Origin of the sequence: Jiangella anatolica, assembly GCF_003236295.1 — a bacterium.
GTDB lineage: Bacteria > Actinomycetota > Actinomycetes > Jiangellales > Jiangellaceae > Jiangella > Jiangella anatolica.
Window position 1 is genome coordinate 1 of record NZ_POTW01000069.1, and the last position, 16,138, is coordinate 16,138.

A 16,138-nucleotide genomic window follows, 5' to 3' on the forward strand; every position below is an offset into this window, starting at 1 on the left:
GATCCGCGCGCACCTCGCCCAGCAGCGCGCCGCCGAGCCCGCCGCCGCAGGATCCGTCCGCGGCCGGCGCGCTGACGGCCACGCTGGTCGCGACCACCTCGGTCGACTCCGGCCCGGCATCCTCCGACCGCACGAGCACGCAGACGCCGGCGACGACGTCCGCCGCCGAGCCGGTCACCGCCGCCGTGATCGCCGTCGCGTCGGTGTAGGTGACGGCCACCTGGCCGGACATGCCCTGGACCTGCAGCGTCGTCCCGTCGATCGCGGCCACCATTCCCGCGGCGCCGGGGAACGCGCCCGGCCGCGACCCGCCGGCCTCGGCGTCCTCAGACGCGGACCCGGACGCCGCGAACGAGGTCGTCGGCTCCTCGGCGCCGGAGCCGCAGCCGGCCGCCACAACGGCGACAAGAACAACGGCCGGCCACGGCCGCCGCCGAACGGTCGAGAACATGGTCACTCCTAGGGATGGGGTCATTCGCTGCGCAGTGCGTCGATGGGCGCGAGCCGGGCGGCCCGCCCGGCGGGGTAGACGCCGAAGCCGACGCCGATCCCGAGGGCCATCGCGATGGCTCCCACGGTCGCGGGAACGGAGACCTCGACCGGCTGGTCGATCAGACGCGGCAGCAGCTCGGCGCCGAGGATGCCGAGTCCGGCCCCGAGCAGCCCGCCGGCCAGGCCGAGCACGGACGCCTCCAGCAGGAACTGCCGCCGGATCACGGCCGGGGTCGCGCCGAGCGCCTTGCGCAGCCCGATCTCGCGGATCCGCTCGGTGACGGAGACGAGCATGATGTTCATGACGCCGATGCCGCCGACGACCAGCGAGATCCCGGCGATCCCGGCCAGCAGGATGGTGAGCGTCCGGTCGGTCTCGGTCGCGGTCTCCACCAGCGACTCCTGCGTGGAGATGGTGTAGTCGGCCTCGTCCGCGGCGGTGAGCCCGTGCGCGGTGGCCAGCGCCGCGTCGACCTCCTGATACGCCGCGGACAGCCGGCCGGCCGACGCCGCCTCGACGTAGATGGTCGAGACCGACGCCGATCCGGCGGCCAGCCGCGAGGAGGCCGTCGTCGCCGGCACCAACGCGAGGTCGTCCTCGTCGGCCGACGACGACGAGCCGACCGAGTCCAGCACGCCCACCACGGTGAACGCGGCGCCGCCGGCCATGACCGTCTGGCCGACGGGGTCGCGCAGACCGAACAGCTCGCCCGCGGTGTCCGGCCCGAGCACCATGACCGCGGCCTCGTTCTCCAGGTCCTGGTCGGTGAGGAAGCGGCCGGAGCCGAGGCTGCGGTTGCGCACCTCCACCCAGGACGGCGTGGTGCCGTTGACGGTGGCGGTCCAGTTGACGTCCCCGGCCGAGAGCGACTGCGGGCCGCCGCTGACCGGCGCGACGCCGGCGACGTCCGGGGCGACCTCGGCCGAGGCCAGCACGTCGGCGTCGTCCAGGGTGAGCGTCGTGGCCGACCCGCTGCCACCGCGCAGGCCGGCCGCGTCGGTGCTGCTGCCCGGCGTGACGATGAGCAGATTGCTGCCCAGCGCGCCGATCTGGGCGCGGACCTCCGCCTGTGCGCCCTGCCCGAAGCCGATGGTGAGGATCACCGACGCGATGCCGATGAGGATGCCGACGACGGTGAGCAGCGAGCGCAGCCGGTGTGTGCGGACCGCCTCCCAGCCGGTGCGCAGCGTGTCCAGCCAGTTCATCGGCGCACCGCCTGCGCCGGGACCCGCAGCCCGCCGTCGTGGATCCGCAGCACCCGCTGCGCCCGTGCCGCGACCTCCTCCTCGTGCGTGATCAGGACGAGCGTGCGGCCCTGATCGTGCAACTCGTCGAAGAGCGCGAGCACGTCGCGGGTGGAGCGCGAGTCCAGGTTGCCGGTCGGCTCGTCGGCCAGGATCAGCGCGGGGTCGGTGACCAGCGCCCGCGCGATCGCGACCCGCTGCTGCTGGCCGCCGGACAGTTCGCGCGGGCGGTGCCCGACGCGGTCGGACAGGCCGACGCGGTCCAGCGCGGCCAGTGCCCGCCGGCGCCGCTCGTCGCCGGGGACACCGGCGTAGGCGAGCGGCAGCTCGACGTTGCGCAGCGCCGTCAGGTGCGCCAGCAGGTTGAACTGCTGGAAGACGAAGCCGACGAGCCGGTTGCGGACCTCCGCCAGCTCGTCCTCGGTCAGCTCGCCGACGTCCACGCCGACCAGCCGGTAGGTCCCCGACGTCGGGGTGTCCAGGCAGCCGAGGATGTGCATGAGCGTCGACTTCCCGGAGCCGGACGGGCCCATGATCGCGACGTACTCGCCCACGCCGATGCCCAGGTCGATCCCGCGCAGCGCGTCGACCCGCAGCGTTCCGGTCCGGTAGGACTTGCCGACGGCGTCGAGCTGCAGGACCACGCCGGTCACCCCCGCCCGCCGAAGCCGCCGCCACCGCCGGGGAACACGCCACCACCGGGGAACTCGAAGCCGTCGGGCAACTGCGGCAGCCGGTCGCCGTCCTCGCCACCGCCGCCACCGCCCAGGCCGGTCAGGCGCGGGACGACGACCTCGTCGCCGGCCTCCAGGCCACTGACGATCTCGGTCTGGACGCCGAAGCTTGCGCCGATCTCGACCGGCGTCTCGATCTGCGAGCCGTCGTCGCCGACGAGGGTGACCATCGTCTGGCCGTCGACCGTCCGGACCGCGGCGCTGGGCACGGTGAGCACGTCGGCGCGCTGCTCGACGATGATCGACACGTCGGCGCCGGCGCCGGCGTAGAGGCCCACGACCTCGCCGGTCACCGCGATCTCCACCGGGAACGTGGCCGAGCCGGAGCCCGAGTCAGAAGCCACCAGGCCGATCGAGGCGACCGTCCCGTAGACGACGTCGCCGCCGTCGGACGGCGTCAGCTCGGCCTGCAGACCCGGCTGCAGCCGCCCCAGGTCGGCGCTGCCCACGCTGGTCTCCACGACGAACGCGTCGGTCGTGATGACCGTGACGTGGGCTCCGGAGCCGGCCGACGCGGCCGGGTCGGCGCCGCCGGCCGCACCGGACGACCCCGACCCGCTCACCTCGTCGCCCACGACGAGGTCCACCGACGCCACCGTGCCGGCGATCGTCGACCGCAGCGTCGCGTTGGCCAGCGCCTCCTCGGCCTGCGCGACCCGCGACTCCGCGGCCGCGACCGACGCCTCGTCGGCGGCCAGCTGGGTGTCGCCGGCGCCGGCGTCGGTGTCAGAGTCCAGCCTCTCCCGCGCCGCGTCCAGCGTCGCCTCGGCCGCCGTCAGCTCCGCCTCCAGTGTCTCGGTGCCGACGGTGGCCAGCGCCTGGCCGGCCGTGACGACATCGCCCTCGGCCACGTCGACGGTGAGCACCTCGCCGCTCACGGCGAACGACAGCTCCGCGGTCTCGGCCGGCTGGAAGGTGCCGGTGCTGGTCACGGTCTCCTCATAGGTGCCGACGGACGCCTCGGCGGTGGTCGTGGACGCCGTCGTGGGCGAGTCGTCCTGCGTCACCGCCCAGGCCGCGCCGGCCACGCCGACGCCGGCGACCAACGTCGCCAGCAGCACAATCGCCCGTCGCGCCCGACGGGACCTCGGTAGCAGTCGCACCGGAACACCATCGACGCTCTTCCTGGCACCGTCCTGGAACGAACCTGGCAACTCCCTGTGAACCGGCATTCACAGGAAACTCCCAGCTCGATGCCAGCGAACTCTCAGGAACGGCCGGCACGCTGCGGCCATGTCCGCAGCGAAACTCGTCGTGGTCGACGACGAGCCGAACATCGTCGAGCTGCTCGCCGCCAGCCTGCGCTACGCCGGGTTCGAGGTCACGACGGCGCGCAGCGGGCGCCAGGCGCTCGACGTCATCCTCGCCGAGCAGCCTGATCTCGTCGTGCTGGACGTCCTGATGCCGGACCTGGACGGCTTCGCCGTCGTGCGGCAGCTGCGCAGCCACCGGGTCGACGTGCCCGTGCTGTTCCTCACCGCGAGGGACGCCGGCGAGGACCGCGTCACCGGCCTCACCATCGGCGCGGACGACTACGTGACCAAGCCGTTCAGCCTGGAGGAGGTGGTGGCCCGGATCCGGGCGATCCTGCGCCGGTCGCGCGGCGCCGCCCTCGGCGCGGGATCGGGACGGCTGTCCTTCGCCGACCTGGAGCTCGACGACGACCGGCACGAGGTGTGGAAGGCCGGCCGCCCGGTGGACCTGTCGCCGACGGAGTTCAAGCTGCTCCGGTACTTCCTGGCCAACCAGGGCCGGGTGCTGAGCAAGGCGCAGATCCTCGACCACGTCTGGTCCTACGACTTCGGCGGCGACACCAACGTCGTCGAGTCCTACATGTCCTACCTGCGCCGCAAGGTCGACCAGGGCACGCCCAAGCTGTTGCACACGGTGCGCGGCGTCGGGTACGTGCTGCGGCTGCCGCGCGAGCGCCCGTGAGGACGCGGCTGGCCCGGGCCTGGCGGTCCCGGCGCGAGCGCACCCCGCTGCGGACCCAGCTGCTGCTCGTCGTCGTCGCGCTGGCGGCGATGACGGTGCTGGTCACCAGCGTCGTCGCGGCGACACTGCTGCGCGGCTACCTGCTGGACCGCATCGACGAGCAGCTGCGGCAGGCGGCCGGCCCGTTCGTGGTCGTGGCCCGGCCCGGTCTGCCCGACGCCGGCGAGCGCCCGTTCCGGCCGCTCGGCGACTACAGCGTGACGGTGTTCGCGCGGGACGGCACGCCGATCTGGTCGTCCGATGAGCTGACGGCGGACCGGCCCGGCCCGCAGCTGCCGGAGCTGACCGCCGGGTCCGCCGCGGAGCTGACGTCGGAGCCGTTCACCGTCGACGCCACCGAGGGCGACGCGACCTGGCGGGTGCTGATCCTGGAGCGGGCGCAGGGCGGGTACGTCGCGATCGGCCAGCGGCTCAGCGACGTCTCCGCGACGGTGAACCGGCTGCTGCTGATCGACGGTGTCGTCGCGGTGTTCGCGCTGGCCGCGCTGGCGTGGCTGGCGCGGTGGACGGTGCGCACCCGGCTGCGGCCGCTGGAGGAGGTCGAGGTCACCGCCGAGGCGATCGCGGCCGGCGACCTGAGCCGCCGGGTCCCGCCGCGCGACCCGCGCACGGAGGTGGGCCGGCTGTCCGCGGCGCTGAACGCGATGCTCGGCCAGATCGAGTCGGCCTTCCTCGCCCGCCGGCTCTCCGAGGAGGACGCCCGCGAGTCCGAGCAGCGCATGCGCCGCTTCATCGCCGACGCCAGCCACGAACTGCGCACCCCGCTCACCTCGATCCGCGGCTTCGCCGAGCTGTACCGGCAGGGTGTCGTGCACGGCGAGCCGGAGGTGCGGCAGCTGCTGCGCCGGGTCGAGGACGAGGCGGCCAGGATGGGGCTGCTGGTCGACGACCTGCTGCTGCTGGCCCGGCTGGACCAGCAGCCGGTGATCGCCCGGGCGCCGGTGGACCTCATCGGGATCGTCGTCGAGTCGGTCCAGCAGGCCCGCTTGGTCGCCCGCGGCCACGACCTGCGGCTGCACGTCGACGGCCGGCCGGTGCCGCTGGTGATCGGCGACGCGCTGCGGCTGCGCCAGGTCGTGGACAACCTGGTCCGCAACGCCACCGTGCACACGCCGCCGGGCACCGTCGTCGACGTGACCGTCAGCGCGGCGGAGTCGGGCTGGACCCTGCTGGAGGTCCGCGACGACGGGCCGGGACTGACCGACGACGACGCGGCGCACGTGTTCGAGCGGTTCTACCGCGCCGACCCGTCCCGGTCGCGCTCGGACGGATCGCGCCACAGCGGCAGCGGGCTCGGGCTGTCCATCGTCGCCGCGCTGGTGACAGCGCACGGCGGCCAGGTCGAGCTGCGCACCGCGCCGGGTGACGGCGCGAGGTTCCGGGTGCTGCTGCCGCCGGCTCAGCCGCCCTCGGCGGCCCTGACGGCCTCGACGTAGCGGCGGGTGGCGTCGCGCAGCGCCTGCTCGGGGTCGACGCCGCGATCGCGGGCGGCCGCGGCCAGCGCGAACAGCGCGTCGCCGATCTCCTCGGCGGTCTCCGGCGCGCGATCCGGCGACGACGGCGGCGGGACCGGCACGCCGGCCTTCTCGACCCGGTGCACCAGCTTGGCCGCCAGCGACAGCGCGGGCTGGGCCAGCGGCACGCCGTCGACGGCGGACTCGCGGCCCTTCTCCTCCCGCTTCATCCGCTCCCACCGCTCGCCCACGTCGGAGGCCGACGCCGCCTCGGCGTCGCCGAACACGTGCGGATGCCGCCGGATCAGCTTCGCGGTGATCCCGGCCGCGACCTCGTCGATCCCCCACGGCCCGTCCGGCCGCTCCTCGGCGAGCCGGGCGTGGAACAGCACCTGCAGCAGCAGGTCGCCCAGCTCCTCGCGCAGGTCGTCGTCGTTGCCCGACTCGATCGCCTCGAGCGTCTCGTAGGTCTCCTCGAGCAGGTACGTCGCCAGGCTGCGATGCGTCTGCTCGGCGTCCCACGGGCACCCGCCCGGTGAGCGGAGCCGGTCCATGACGGCCACCAGCTCGAGCAGGCGCTCGCCCGGCCGGTCGGTCACGACGCTGGTTCGGAGATCGAGCCCGTGTCGGCGCTGACGCTGAGGTCCTCGCCCCAGGTGCCGTAGCGCGGGTTCACGTCGACGTTCAGCTCGTTGCCGAGGTCGACGAGGACCTGGGTGAGCGCGGCGGCGTCGGCGCCGTTCTCCTCGGAGAACGTCTGCGCGATCAGCTGGTCGGCGACGCCGGCGCGGAACGCGTCGTCGGTGTAGCCGGCCTGCGCGAGCGCGGCGCCGAGGTCGCCGCCGGGCGCCTGGGCCGCGATCTCGTCGATGGCGTCGTCGATGTCGGCCTCGCTGACCTCGATCTCCTCGTCGGCGGCCAGCCGCAGGAAGATCTCGTGCTGGATGTGCCGGGTCAGCACGGTGCGCTGGAAGGCCTGCATGCCACCGGCCGCCTCGACGTCGAAGCCGTCCTGCCGCTCGGCGTGCTCGACCGCGTTCTGCAGGTCGTCGACGGTGAACCGGTCGCCGTCGATGACCACGGCGGCGCCGATCTGGTCGGAGTCGCACCCGGCCAGCGCGACCGCGCTGGCCGCGGCGAGGGACGCGATGACGATGCGTCGGATGGTCGACACGGTGATCCTCTTCGTCGGTTCGGCCTGCGATGGGACGATGCCCGCGCGCATCTTATCCAGCCGTGCTTCCGGCCCGGTCGGGCTGGTGGGCGATGACGTCGTCGACGACGGTCTTCGCCCAGGCCAGCAGCTCGACACCGCGCAGCTGCGGGCCGCCGATCTGGGCCGGCCGCGGCCGCGGCACCAGCATCGTCCCGACGGTGTCCTTCACCAGTGACTTCGGGTACAGCCGGGCCAGCCGGACCCGCTGCCAGTCGGCCAGCTCGACGTGCGCGAACCGGATGTAGGTGCCCTGCACGGTGACCTCGGACAGCCCGGCGCGCCGGGCGTGCGCCCGGAACCGGGCCACCGCCAGCAGGTTCTCGACCGGTTCCGGCGGCGCGCCGTAGCGGTCGGTCAGCTCCTCCACGACGGCGTCGACGGCGGCGTCGTCGGCCGCCTCGGACAGCCGCCGGTACGCCTCGAGCCGCAGCCGCTCGCTGGCGACGTAGTCGTGCGGGATGTGCGCGTCGACCGGCAGCTCGATGCGGACCTCGGGCGTCGCATCGGCGCCGTCGCCGCGGTACTCCGACACCGCCTCGCCGACCAGCCGCACGTAGAGGTCGAAGCCGACGTCGGCGATGTGGCCGGACTGCTCGCCGCCGAGCAGGTTGCCCGCTCCGCGGATCTCGAGGTCCTTCATCGCGACCTGCATGCCGGCGCCGAGGTCGGAGTGCTGCGCGATCGTCGCCAGCCGCTCGTGCGCCTCCTCGGTCAGCGGCGTCTCGCGCGGGTAGAAGAAGTAGGCGTAGGCCCGCTCCCGCCCACGGCCCACCCGGCCGCGCAGCTGGTGCAGCTGCGAGAGGCCGAGCCGCTCGGACCGGTCCACGATCAGCGTGTTCGCGTTGGAGATGTCCAGCCCGGTCTCGACGATCGTCGTGCACACGAGCACGTCGACCTCGCGCTGCCAGAACGCGTTGATGACCTGTTCGAGGACGTGCTCGCCCATCTGCCCGTGTGCCGTGGCGATGCGGGCCTCGGGCACCAGCTGGCGCAGGTGCGCTGCGGTCTTCTCGATGGTGTCGACGCGGTTGTGGACGAAGAACACCTGGCCGTCGCGCATCAGCTCGCGCCGGATGGCCGCGCCCACCTGCTTCTCGTCGTACCCGCCGACGTAGGTGAGGACGGGGTGGCGCTCCTCCGGCGGCGTGGTGATGACGCTCATGTCGCGGATGCCGGTGATCGACATCTCCAGCGTCCGCGGGATCGGCGTCGCCGACATCGTCAGCACGTCGACGTTCGCGCGCAGGTGCTTGAGCTTCTCCTTGTGCTCGACGCCGAAGCGCTGCTCCTCGTCGACGATGAGCAGGCCGAGGTCCTTGAACCGGACGTCGCCGGTGATCAGCCGGTGGGTGCCGATGACGACGTCGACCGAGCCGTCGTGCAGCCCCTCGATCGTCGCGGCCGCCTCACTGTCGGACTGGAACCTCGACAGCGCCCGGATGGTCACCGGGAACGGCGCGAACCGCTCGGAGAACGTGGAGAAATGCTGCCCGACCAGCAGCGTCGTCGGGACCAGCACCCCGACCTGCTTGCCGTCCTGCACCGCCTTGAACGCCGCGCGCACGGCGATCTCGGTCTTGCCGTAGCCGACGTCGCCGGCGATGACGCGGTCCATCGGGATCTCGCGCTCCATGTCGGCCTTGACCTCGTCGATCGTCGAGAGCTGGTCGGTGGTCTCGACGTAGGGGAACGCGTCCTCCAGCTCGCGCTGCCACGGCGTGTCCTGGCCGAACGCGTGGCCGGGCGCGGCCTGCCGGGCGGCGTAGAGCTTGATCAGCTCGGCGGCGATCTCCTTGACCGCCTTGCGGGCGCGGCCCTTGCGCTTGGCCCAGTCGCTGCCGCCGATGCGGTCCAGGTGCGGCGCGTCGCCACCGACGTACTTGGTGACCTGCTCCAGCTGGTCGGTCGGGACGTAGAGCCGGTCGGCCGGCTGGCCGCGCTTGGACGCCGCGTACTCGACGACGAGGTACTCGCGGGTGGCGCCCTGCACCGTCCTGCTGGTCATCTCGACGTAGCGGCCGACACCGTGCTGGTCGTGCACGACGTAGTCGCCGGGCTGCAGCTGCAGCGGGTCGACCTGGTTGCGACGCCGGCTGGGCATCCGGGTGGTGCCCTTGGTGGACACCCGCTGGCCGGTGAGGTCGTCCTCCGTCAGCACGGCGAGGGCGGCCGCGGTGGCGATGAAGCCGTGCTTGAGCCCGCCGGTCGTGACGAGGACGACGCCCGGCTCCGGCGCGGTGGTGACGTCCTCGACGTAGCGTGCCGGGACCTCGGACTCGCCGAGCACCTCGACGACCCGCTCGGCGGTGCCGTGGCCGCCGGTCACGAGGACGGCGCGGCCGCCCGTCGCCAGCCAGCCGGACAGGTCGGCGACGGCGCGCTTGGTGTCGCCGCGGTAGGTCTCGGCCGGGCGGACGTCCAGCTCACGGGTGTCGACGGCGCCGGTGGTCACCATGTCGTCGCCGAGGTCGACGGCGTAGAGGTCGGCGTCGAGGTCCTCCTTCTCCGGCCGTTCGTTCTCCGTGGTGCCGAGGCCGAAGGAGCTGAGGCTCCACCACGGCAGCCCCTGCCGGATCGCCTGCGCCCGCACGTCGCCGAGCGTGTGGTACGCCGCCGCGCCGAGGTCGATCGGCGCGGTGCCGCCGCCGGCCGCGGCGGCCCACGACGCGTCGAGGAACTCCTGGCTGGTGGCGACCATGTCGTGCGCCCGGGTGCGTACGCGCTCGGGGTCGCACACCAGCACGTGGGTGCCGGCGGGCAGCAGGTCGATCAGCATCTCCATGCGGTCGACCAGCACCGGGGCCAGCGACTCCATGCCCTCGACGGCGACGCCGGCGGCGATCTTCTCCAGCATCTCGCCCAGCTCGGGGTGGTCGTGCGCGAGCGAGGCGGCCCGCCGGCGGACGTCGTCGGTGAGCAGCAGCTCGCGGCACGGCGGCGCCCAGAGCCCGTGCTCGGCGGCGTCGGTGGAGCGCTGGTCGGCGACGGTGAAGTAGCGGATCTCCTCGACCGTGTCGCCCCAGAAGTCGACCCGCAGCGGGTGCTCCTCGGTCGGCGGGAACACGTCGACGATGCCGCCGCGGACGGCGAACTCCCCGCGTCGCTCCACCAGGTCGACCCGGACGTACGCGGCGGCGGCCAGCTGCTCGACGACGGCGTCGAGGCTGACGTCGTCGCCGGGCTCGAGCGCGACGGGGCGAAGGTCGGCCAGCCCGGCGACCTGCGGCTGCAGCACGCTGCGCACCGGCGCGACGACGACCCTCACCCGTCCGCCGGACCCCTCGTCGGGATGCACGAGCCGGCGCAGCACCGCCAGCCGCTTGCCGACCGTGTCGCTGCGCGGCGACAGCCGCTCGTGCGGCAGCGTCTCCCAGGCGGGGTACTCGACGACGGACTCCGGCGGCAGCAGGCAGCGCAGCTCGGTGACGAGGTCCTCGGCCTCCCGCCCGGTCGCGGTGACGGCGAGCACCGTCCGGCCCGCGCCGACCCCCTCGCCGTCGCCGTCGGCCGCGATGGCGCCGGCCACGAACGGGCGCAGCGCCGGCGGCGCGGTGAGGTCGAGCGCGGTGACCGCACCCTTGCGCGCGTCGGCGACGGCCGAGCGCAGCGTGGGGTCGCCGTCGTCGCCGAGCAGGGCGGAGAGCAGGCCGCTGAGAGACATCGGTAGACCTTCCGGGCACGCAGACATGCCCCCACACCTGCTGGGGTGGGGGGTACTACCGAGCTTACGACGTCTGGCCGACAGAGTCGCGGCTGCTTCGACCGCTACACGTGCAGCGGGATGATCAGGTCTGACGCCGAGCCGGCCCTCGCCAGCCGGGCATCGGTCGTCACCAGTCCAAAGCCGAGCTGTTCGGCGAGCGCGAGATAGAGCGCATCGGTCAGTCGTGTGTCGTGCCGATGCTCCCACGCAGGGTTCAGCGGCGCGTGGAGCACCCGCCCGTCGACGGTCCCGTCCTCACTGTGCACCGAACTCGGCCCGAGCGCCATGCCGGACCTCCCTGGTGTGCCCATGGCGTTGTGCCGGCAAGCACGGACACAGCAGCTGGCGCGCGAGTTGTTCGGCAACCGGTCACCTGATGTCCGATCTGTGGTCGGATGTCAGTGATCTGATCACTTGCCATGACCGGCGACCGCAACCCCTTCAGAGGGCTCAGGCTGGACGCGGTCGATGCCACTCGGCGCAGGTTCCTCACCGTCACGGGCGCGGCCATGGGCCTCGCCGTGGTGGGGTCGCTGCCCGGGCTGGCGTCGGCCGACGGATCCGCCGTCGAGCTCACCCAGTTGCCCGAGTATCCGTTCACGCTGGGCGTCGCGTCGGGCGACCCGCTCAGCGACTCCGTCGTCCTCTGGACCCGGCTGGCGCCGCGGCCGCTCGAGCCGTTCGGCGGCCTGGGCCCGCGCCCGGTGATGGTGCTGTGGCAGGTCGCGGAGGACCCGAGTTTCCGTCGCATCGTCCGCAGCGGCAGCGCCCGGGCCCGGCGCGAGGACTCCTACAGCGTCCACATCGACGTGCAGGGGCTGCGGCCGTGGCGGGAGTACTGGTACCGCTTCCGCGTCGGCCGGCACGTGAGCCCCGTCGGGCGCACCCGCACCGCTCCCGCCGCCGGCGACTCCCCGGCCGCGCTGCGGTTCGCGTTCGCCTCCTGCCAGGCCTACTGGGAGGGCTTCTACACCGCCTACCGCGACCTGGCCGCCCGCGAGCACGACGTCGTCTTCCACCTCGGCGACTACCTGTACGAGTACAGCGTCGGCGTCGGCGCCGGGGTCCGGCAGCAGCAACTGCCCGCCGACACCCTGCGCGAGACCGTCACGCTGGACGAGTACCGCGGCCGCTACGCGCTGTACAAGCTCGACGCCGACCTGCAGGCCGCGCACGCCTCCGCGCCGTGGATCGTCACGATGGACGACCACGAGGTCGAGAACAACTGGGCCGACGAGATCCCCGAGGGCAACACGCCCACGCCGACGCGCAACGAGTTCCTGGTCCGCCGGGCCAACGCGTTCCGGGCCTGGTGGGAGCACATGCCGGTGCGCCTGTCGCAGCAGCCGATCGGCCCGGACGTCCAGCTCTACCGGCGCTTCCAGTACGGCGACCTGGTCCGCTTCAACCTCCTCGACACCCGCCAGTACCGCGACGACCAGGCGGCCGGCGACGGGTCCGACCCGCCCAACCCCGGCTCGCTCGACCCGAACCGCACCATCACCGGTGCGGAGCAGGAGCGCTGGCTGCTGGACGGGTTCGCCGAGCGGTCCGCGCGGTGGGAGGTGCTGGCGCACCAGACGGCGATCGCCCAGCTGGACACCCGCGCCGGCGCCGACGTCATCGTCCCCATGGACACCTGGGACGGCTACGTCGCGTCGCGGCAGCGGGTGCTCGGCGGCGCGGCGGAGCGGGGCGTGCGCAACCTCGTCAGCATCGCCGGCGACCTGCACCGCAGCGTCGTCTCCGAGCTCAAGGCCGACTATGCGGACCCCTCGGCCCCGGTCGTCGGGACCGAGTTCGTCGGGACGTCGATCAGCTCCGGCCGCGACGGCATGGACAACGACGAGGGCGGGCTGACCATCCTCGCCGAGAACCCGCACGTGAAGTTCTCCAACTTCCAGCGCGGCTACGTCACCGTCGACGTGACGCCGGACCAGTGGCTGGCCGACTACCGAGTGGTCGACCGCGTCATCGTCCCCGGCGGCACCGTCACCACCCGTACCCGGCTCGCCGTCGAGGACGGCGACCCGAGCATCCACGTTCTGGGAGGCCAGGCATGAGGCGGCGGCAGATCGCGGTGGTCGCGGGATCGGCGACGGTGCTCGGCCTGCTCACGGCGGTGGCGAGCACCGCGGCGCGGCCGGACGACGACCCCGTCCGGCTCACGGCGACGCCCGAGAGTGTGCAGGTGGTCGGGCTGCCGTGCCTGCCCAGCTCCTTCCGGCTGGGCATGACGAACGTCGGCAGCGCGGACCTCTACGCCGACGTCGAGCTGGCCGCCGGCGGCCCGGTGGTGCTCGACCGCGGGCTGGTGTCGTCGTGGCTGCCCGCCTGGGACCCCGACCACACGGTTACGGCGCGCGTCGGCGTCACCGTGCCGCGCGACGCCGAGCCCGGCACGTACGAGGTGCGGGCGACGACGGACGGCGCGGAGGTCGCCGTCCCCGTCGAGGTGCTGCCGCAGCCGCCCAAGGGCGATGGCGACAACCTCGCGCTCGGCGAGCAGGCGGTGGCGTCGTCGACGCATGCGAACTTCGACGTGTGCGGCGCCGTCGACGGCAACACGAACTCCGAGGAGTGGGACACGCTGACCGGCTGGAACGACGGCACCAGCGGCGCGTTCCCGGACACCTACGACGTCGTGCTCGCCGCGCCGGCGCAGCTGACCCGCGTCGAGACGTGGACGCTGGACTCGACGCGGTACCCGGCGGCCCGCTACGGCCTGCGCGACTTCGACGTCCAGGTGCGGACCGGCGGCGCCTGGCAGACCGTGCACGAGGTGCGCGGCAACACCGCCGGGCGGGTGACGTCGACGTTCGCGCCGGTCACCGCGGACGCCGTCCGCATCGTCGGCCTGGCGTCGAACAACCGCGACTACTCGCGGCTCGTCGAGGTCCAGGCCTTCACCGACTGACCCCATGATCATCAATGATCCAACCACCCAGAGGGGGTTGGATCATTGATGATCAACGGAACTGGGGTCAGTGCTCCAGCTGGGGCAGCTTGTGCAGCGGCTTGGGCAGCCACCAGTTCCGCTCACCCAGCAGCGCCATGATCGACGGCAGCAGCACGGCCCGGACGATGGTCGCGTCGATGAGGATCGCCGCGGCCAGGCCCACGCCCATCTGCTTGAAGTCGATCGCGCCGAGCGTCGCGAAGATCGAGAACACAGCGACCATGACCACGGCGGCGCTGGTGACGACGCCGGCCGAGCGGATGATGCCGCTGCGCACCGCCTCGGGCGTCGACATGCCCGCCTTCGCGCCCTCGCGGATCCGGCTGACGACGAACACGTGGTAGTCCATCGACAGGCCGAACAGGATCACGAAGAGGAACAGCGGCAGCCAGGTGATGATCGCGCCGGTGGACTCGAAGCCGAGCAGCCCCTCGGCCCAGCTGTTCTGGAAGACCAGCGTCAGCAGCCCGTAGGAGGCGGCGACGGAGAGCAGGTTCAGGCCCGCGGCGGTCAGCGCCACCGCCAGCGACCGGAACGCCATCACCAGCACGACGATGGTCATGAGCAGGACGAACCCGATGACGATCGGCATCCGGTCGGCCAGCAGGTCGCGGAAGTCGACGTTGCCCGCGGTCATGCCGGTGACGCCGCTCTCGACGCCGTCGATGCCGCCGAACGCCGCCGGGACGAGGTCGTCGCGCAGGGCCTGCAGCGAGTCCTCGGCGCGGTCGTCGTCGTGCTCGTACGGAACGGGGACGGTGATCTCGGCGACCGAGCCATCGGTCGAGTACTCGGCGACCAGGCCGTCCTCGGCCGCGAACTCCGGGTCGGTCGCGACCGCGTCGTTCAGCTGTGCGATGCCGGCATCGACCGCCGCGGTGTCCAGCGGCGAGCCGTCGGTCGTCCAGACGGCGACGTCGTGCGCGGCGCCCTCGGACGGGAACGCCGTCGTGATGGCGTCGTAGGTCTGCACCTCGGGCACGTCCTTGGACAGGTCGGAGATGCCGGGCTGCGAGAGCTTCATGCCGAGCGCCGGCGCGGCCAGCGCCAGCAGCGCCAGCAGTCCCGCGACCAGCGCCGTCTTCGGGTGCCGCAGCACCGGGCCGAGGATGGCCCGCCACACGCGCGGCTCGCCGCCGTCACGCTTGCGCAGCCGCCACAGCAGCGGGATGCGCGGCCGGTCGATCCAGCGGCCGAAGATCGACAGCAGCGCCGGCAGCGCCGTCACGGACCCGACGACGGCCACCGCGACGACCAGGATGGTGCCGACGGCCAGCGACTGGAAGGTCGCCTCACCGGCGAAGAACATGCCGGCCATCGCGATGATGACGGCGAGTCCGGAGACCACGACGGCCCGGCCGGACGTGGCGGCGGCGACCGCGACGGCGTCCATCGTGCCGCGGCCCTTCTCCCGCTCCTCGCGCTCGCGGCGGACGTAGAACAGCGAGTAGTCGACGCCGACGGCCATGCCGACCAGCAGCACGACCGAGGCGAGGATGTCGGTGGACGGCACGATGTACGACGCGAACGCCGACAGCCCCATGGCCGCGATCACCGACGACAACGCCAGCAGCACCGGCACCGCGGCGGCGATCAGCGCGCCGAACACGACCAGCATGATGAGCAGGCTGACCGGCAGCGACAGGTACTCGGCGCGCTGCAGGTCGTCCTCATAGACCTGACTCAGCGCCTCGTCCAGCGACGCGTCGCCGACCTGGCCCACGTTCAGGCTGCTGTCGGCGCCGTCTACGACCTGGCCGATCTCGGCGGCCGCCGCCGCGGCGGCGTCCTCCTCCTCGGCGTCGGTGCCCTCCGGGACGTCGAGCGTCACCTCGTAGAGCACGGCGGCGCCGTCCTCGGACACCTGCGGGTCGGCCACCCCGGTGACGCCCGGCGCGGCGGCCAGGTTCGCCGTCAGCGTCGTCACCGCGTCGGAGTCGACGTCGACCGTGCCACCGTCGGCGCCCCGGACCAGCACGGACTCGGTGTAGGGATCGTCGAAGTCGGCTTGGATGAGCGCCTTGTCGGCGCCGGCGGAGGCGCCGACGCCGCTGTCGCCGTCCTCGACCTCCTTCGTGCCGACGGCACCGCCGCCGACGATCGCGGCGGCGACGAACGCCAGCCAGAGGATCAGTGCCAGCCACTTGTGCGTCGCGCTCCAGCGGGCGACGCGCACCACCAGGCCGCGGCGGGGCGGCGGTGGGAGCGGCGGAGTCGGTAGGGGCGGTCGGTCCAGGGGAAGTGTGGTGGTCATGGTGCGTCCCGTCGGCAGAAGTCGGTGAAGTCGGGTTTCACTCTCGCCGGGACGGGATCGCGTGGTAACCCGGAAAGCCCCCGATT

The 16,138-nt window shown here is 73.1% G+C and carries 12 protein-coding genes and 1 pseudogene; 4 read left to right on the forward strand and 9 right to left on the reverse strand.

Going from position 1 to position 16,138, the window contains the following annotated elements; translation table 11 throughout:
* From C1I92_RS23040 to C1I92_RS23055, 4 genes and pseudogenes are all read right to left on the reverse strand, one after another.
* A pseudogene (locus C1I92_RS23040) lies at positions 1 to 451 on the reverse strand (hypothetical protein); the annotation flags it as partial.
* Positions 452 to 471: 20 nt separating this feature from the next.
* On the reverse strand, positions 472 to 1,698 hold the full coding sequence (locus C1I92_RS23045) for an ABC transporter permease (RefSeq protein ID WP_111256998.1): 1,227 nt from the start codon (positions 1,696 to 1,698) through the stop codon (positions 472 to 474).
* Positions 1,695 to 2,381: an ABC transporter ATP-binding protein gene (locus tag C1I92_RS23050; protein ID WP_158564243.1), complete on the reverse strand. Its 687-nt coding sequence runs from the start codon at positions 2,379 to 2,381 to the stop codon at positions 1,695 to 1,697. The genes C1I92_RS23045 and C1I92_RS23050 overlap by 4 nt, the downstream gene beginning before the upstream one ends.
* 5 nt (positions 2,382 to 2,386) lie before the next feature.
* Positions 2,387 to 3,532 carry an efflux RND transporter periplasmic adaptor subunit gene (locus C1I92_RS23055; protein WP_199521509.1) on the reverse strand — a complete coding sequence of 382 codons (1,146 nt, stop codon included), beginning with the start codon at positions 3,530 to 3,532 and terminating at the stop codon, positions 2,387 to 2,389.
* Positions 3,533 to 3,704: 172 nt separating this feature from the next.
* On the opposite strand from C1I92_RS23055, the gene C1I92_RS23060 reads away from it, so the two are divergent.
* Positions 3,705 to 4,406, forward strand: a complete 702-nt coding sequence (locus tag C1I92_RS23060; protein WP_111257001.1) for a response regulator transcription factor — start codon at positions 3,705 to 3,707, stop codon at positions 4,404 to 4,406.
* Positions 4,403 to 5,902 (forward strand): sensor histidine kinase, encoded by a 1,500-nt coding sequence (locus C1I92_RS23065; RefSeq protein ID WP_199521510.1) that lies wholly within the window; start codon positions 4,403 to 4,405, stop codon positions 5,900 to 5,902. The genes C1I92_RS23060 and C1I92_RS23065 overlap by 4 nt, the downstream gene beginning before the upstream one ends.
* Here C1I92_RS23065 and C1I92_RS23070 read toward each other — a convergent pair.
* From C1I92_RS23070 to C1I92_RS35875, 4 genes are all read right to left on the reverse strand, one after another.
* The gene (locus C1I92_RS23070) at positions 5,866 to 6,519 is read right to left on the reverse strand and encodes a nucleoside triphosphate pyrophosphohydrolase (protein WP_199521511.1); all 654 of its coding nucleotides are present in this window, start codon (positions 6,517 to 6,519) and stop codon (positions 5,866 to 5,868) included. The two genes, C1I92_RS23065 and C1I92_RS23070, sit on opposite strands and share 37 nt — an antisense overlap.
* Positions 6,516 to 7,094, reverse strand: coding sequence for a SurA N-terminal domain-containing protein (locus C1I92_RS23075; protein WP_158564244.1), 579 nt, complete (start codon positions 7,092 to 7,094; stop codon positions 6,516 to 6,518). Before C1I92_RS23075 ends, C1I92_RS23070 begins: the two co-directional genes overlap by 4 nt.
* 52 nt (positions 7,095 to 7,146) lie before the next feature.
* The gene (gene mfd, locus C1I92_RS23080) at positions 7,147 to 10,797 is read right to left on the reverse strand and encodes a transcription-repair coupling factor (RefSeq protein ID WP_111257003.1); all 3,651 of its coding nucleotides are present in this window, start codon (positions 10,795 to 10,797) and stop codon (positions 7,147 to 7,149) included.
* A gap of 104 nt (positions 10,798 to 10,901) precedes the next feature.
* Positions 10,902 to 11,126, reverse strand: a complete 225-nt coding sequence (locus tag C1I92_RS35875) for a hypothetical protein (RefSeq protein ID WP_111257004.1) — start codon at positions 11,124 to 11,126, stop codon at positions 10,902 to 10,904.
* A gap of 132 nt (positions 11,127 to 11,258) precedes the next feature.
* Here C1I92_RS35875 and C1I92_RS23090 point away from each other — a divergent pair, with 132 nt between their 5' ends.
* Both C1I92_RS23090 and C1I92_RS23095 read left to right on the forward strand, forming a co-directional pair.
* On the forward strand, positions 11,259 to 12,902 hold the full coding sequence (locus tag C1I92_RS23090) for an alkaline phosphatase D family protein (protein ID WP_111257005.1): 1,644 nt from the start codon (positions 11,259 to 11,261) through the stop codon (positions 12,900 to 12,902).
* Positions 12,899 to 13,756, forward strand: coding sequence for a discoidin domain-containing protein (locus C1I92_RS23095; RefSeq protein ID WP_111257006.1), 858 nt, complete (start codon positions 12,899 to 12,901; stop codon positions 13,754 to 13,756). Before C1I92_RS23090 ends, C1I92_RS23095 begins: the two co-directional genes overlap by 4 nt.
* 67 nt (positions 13,757 to 13,823) lie before the next feature.
* Here the strand turns inward: C1I92_RS23095 and C1I92_RS23100 are convergent, their stop codons facing one another.
* Positions 13,824 to 16,052, reverse strand: coding sequence for an MMPL family transporter (locus tag C1I92_RS23100; protein ID WP_199521512.1), 2,229 nt, complete (start codon positions 16,050 to 16,052; stop codon positions 13,824 to 13,826).
* Positions 16,053 to 16,138: the final 86 nt, after the last annotated feature.

Coding starts and splice junctions, on each gene's coding strand:
- C1I92_RS23045 (WP_111256998.1), bottom strand. CDS start 1,698: ATGAACTGGCTGGACACGCTGCGCACCGGCTGGGAGGCGGTCCGCACA.
- C1I92_RS35875 (WP_111257004.1), bottom strand. CDS start 11,126: ATGGCGCTCGGGCCGAGTTCGGTGCACAGTGAGGACGGGACCGTCGAC.
- C1I92_RS23095 (WP_111257006.1), top strand. CDS start 12,899: ATGAGGCGGCGGCAGATCGCGGTGGTCGCGGGATCGGCGACGGTGCTC.
- mfd (WP_111257003.1), bottom strand. CDS start 10,797: ATGTCTCTCAGCGGCCTGCTCTCCGCCCTGCTCGGCGACGACGGCGAC.
- C1I92_RS23100 (WP_199521512.1), bottom strand. CDS start 16,052: ATGACCACCACACTTCCCCTGGACCGACCGCCCCTACCGACTCCGCCG.
- C1I92_RS23090 (WP_111257005.1), top strand. CDS start 11,259: ATGACCGGCGACCGCAACCCCTTCAGAGGGCTCAGGCTGGACGCGGTC.
- C1I92_RS23060 (WP_111257001.1), top strand. CDS start 3,705: ATGTCCGCAGCGAAACTCGTCGTGGTCGACGACGAGCCGAACATCGTC.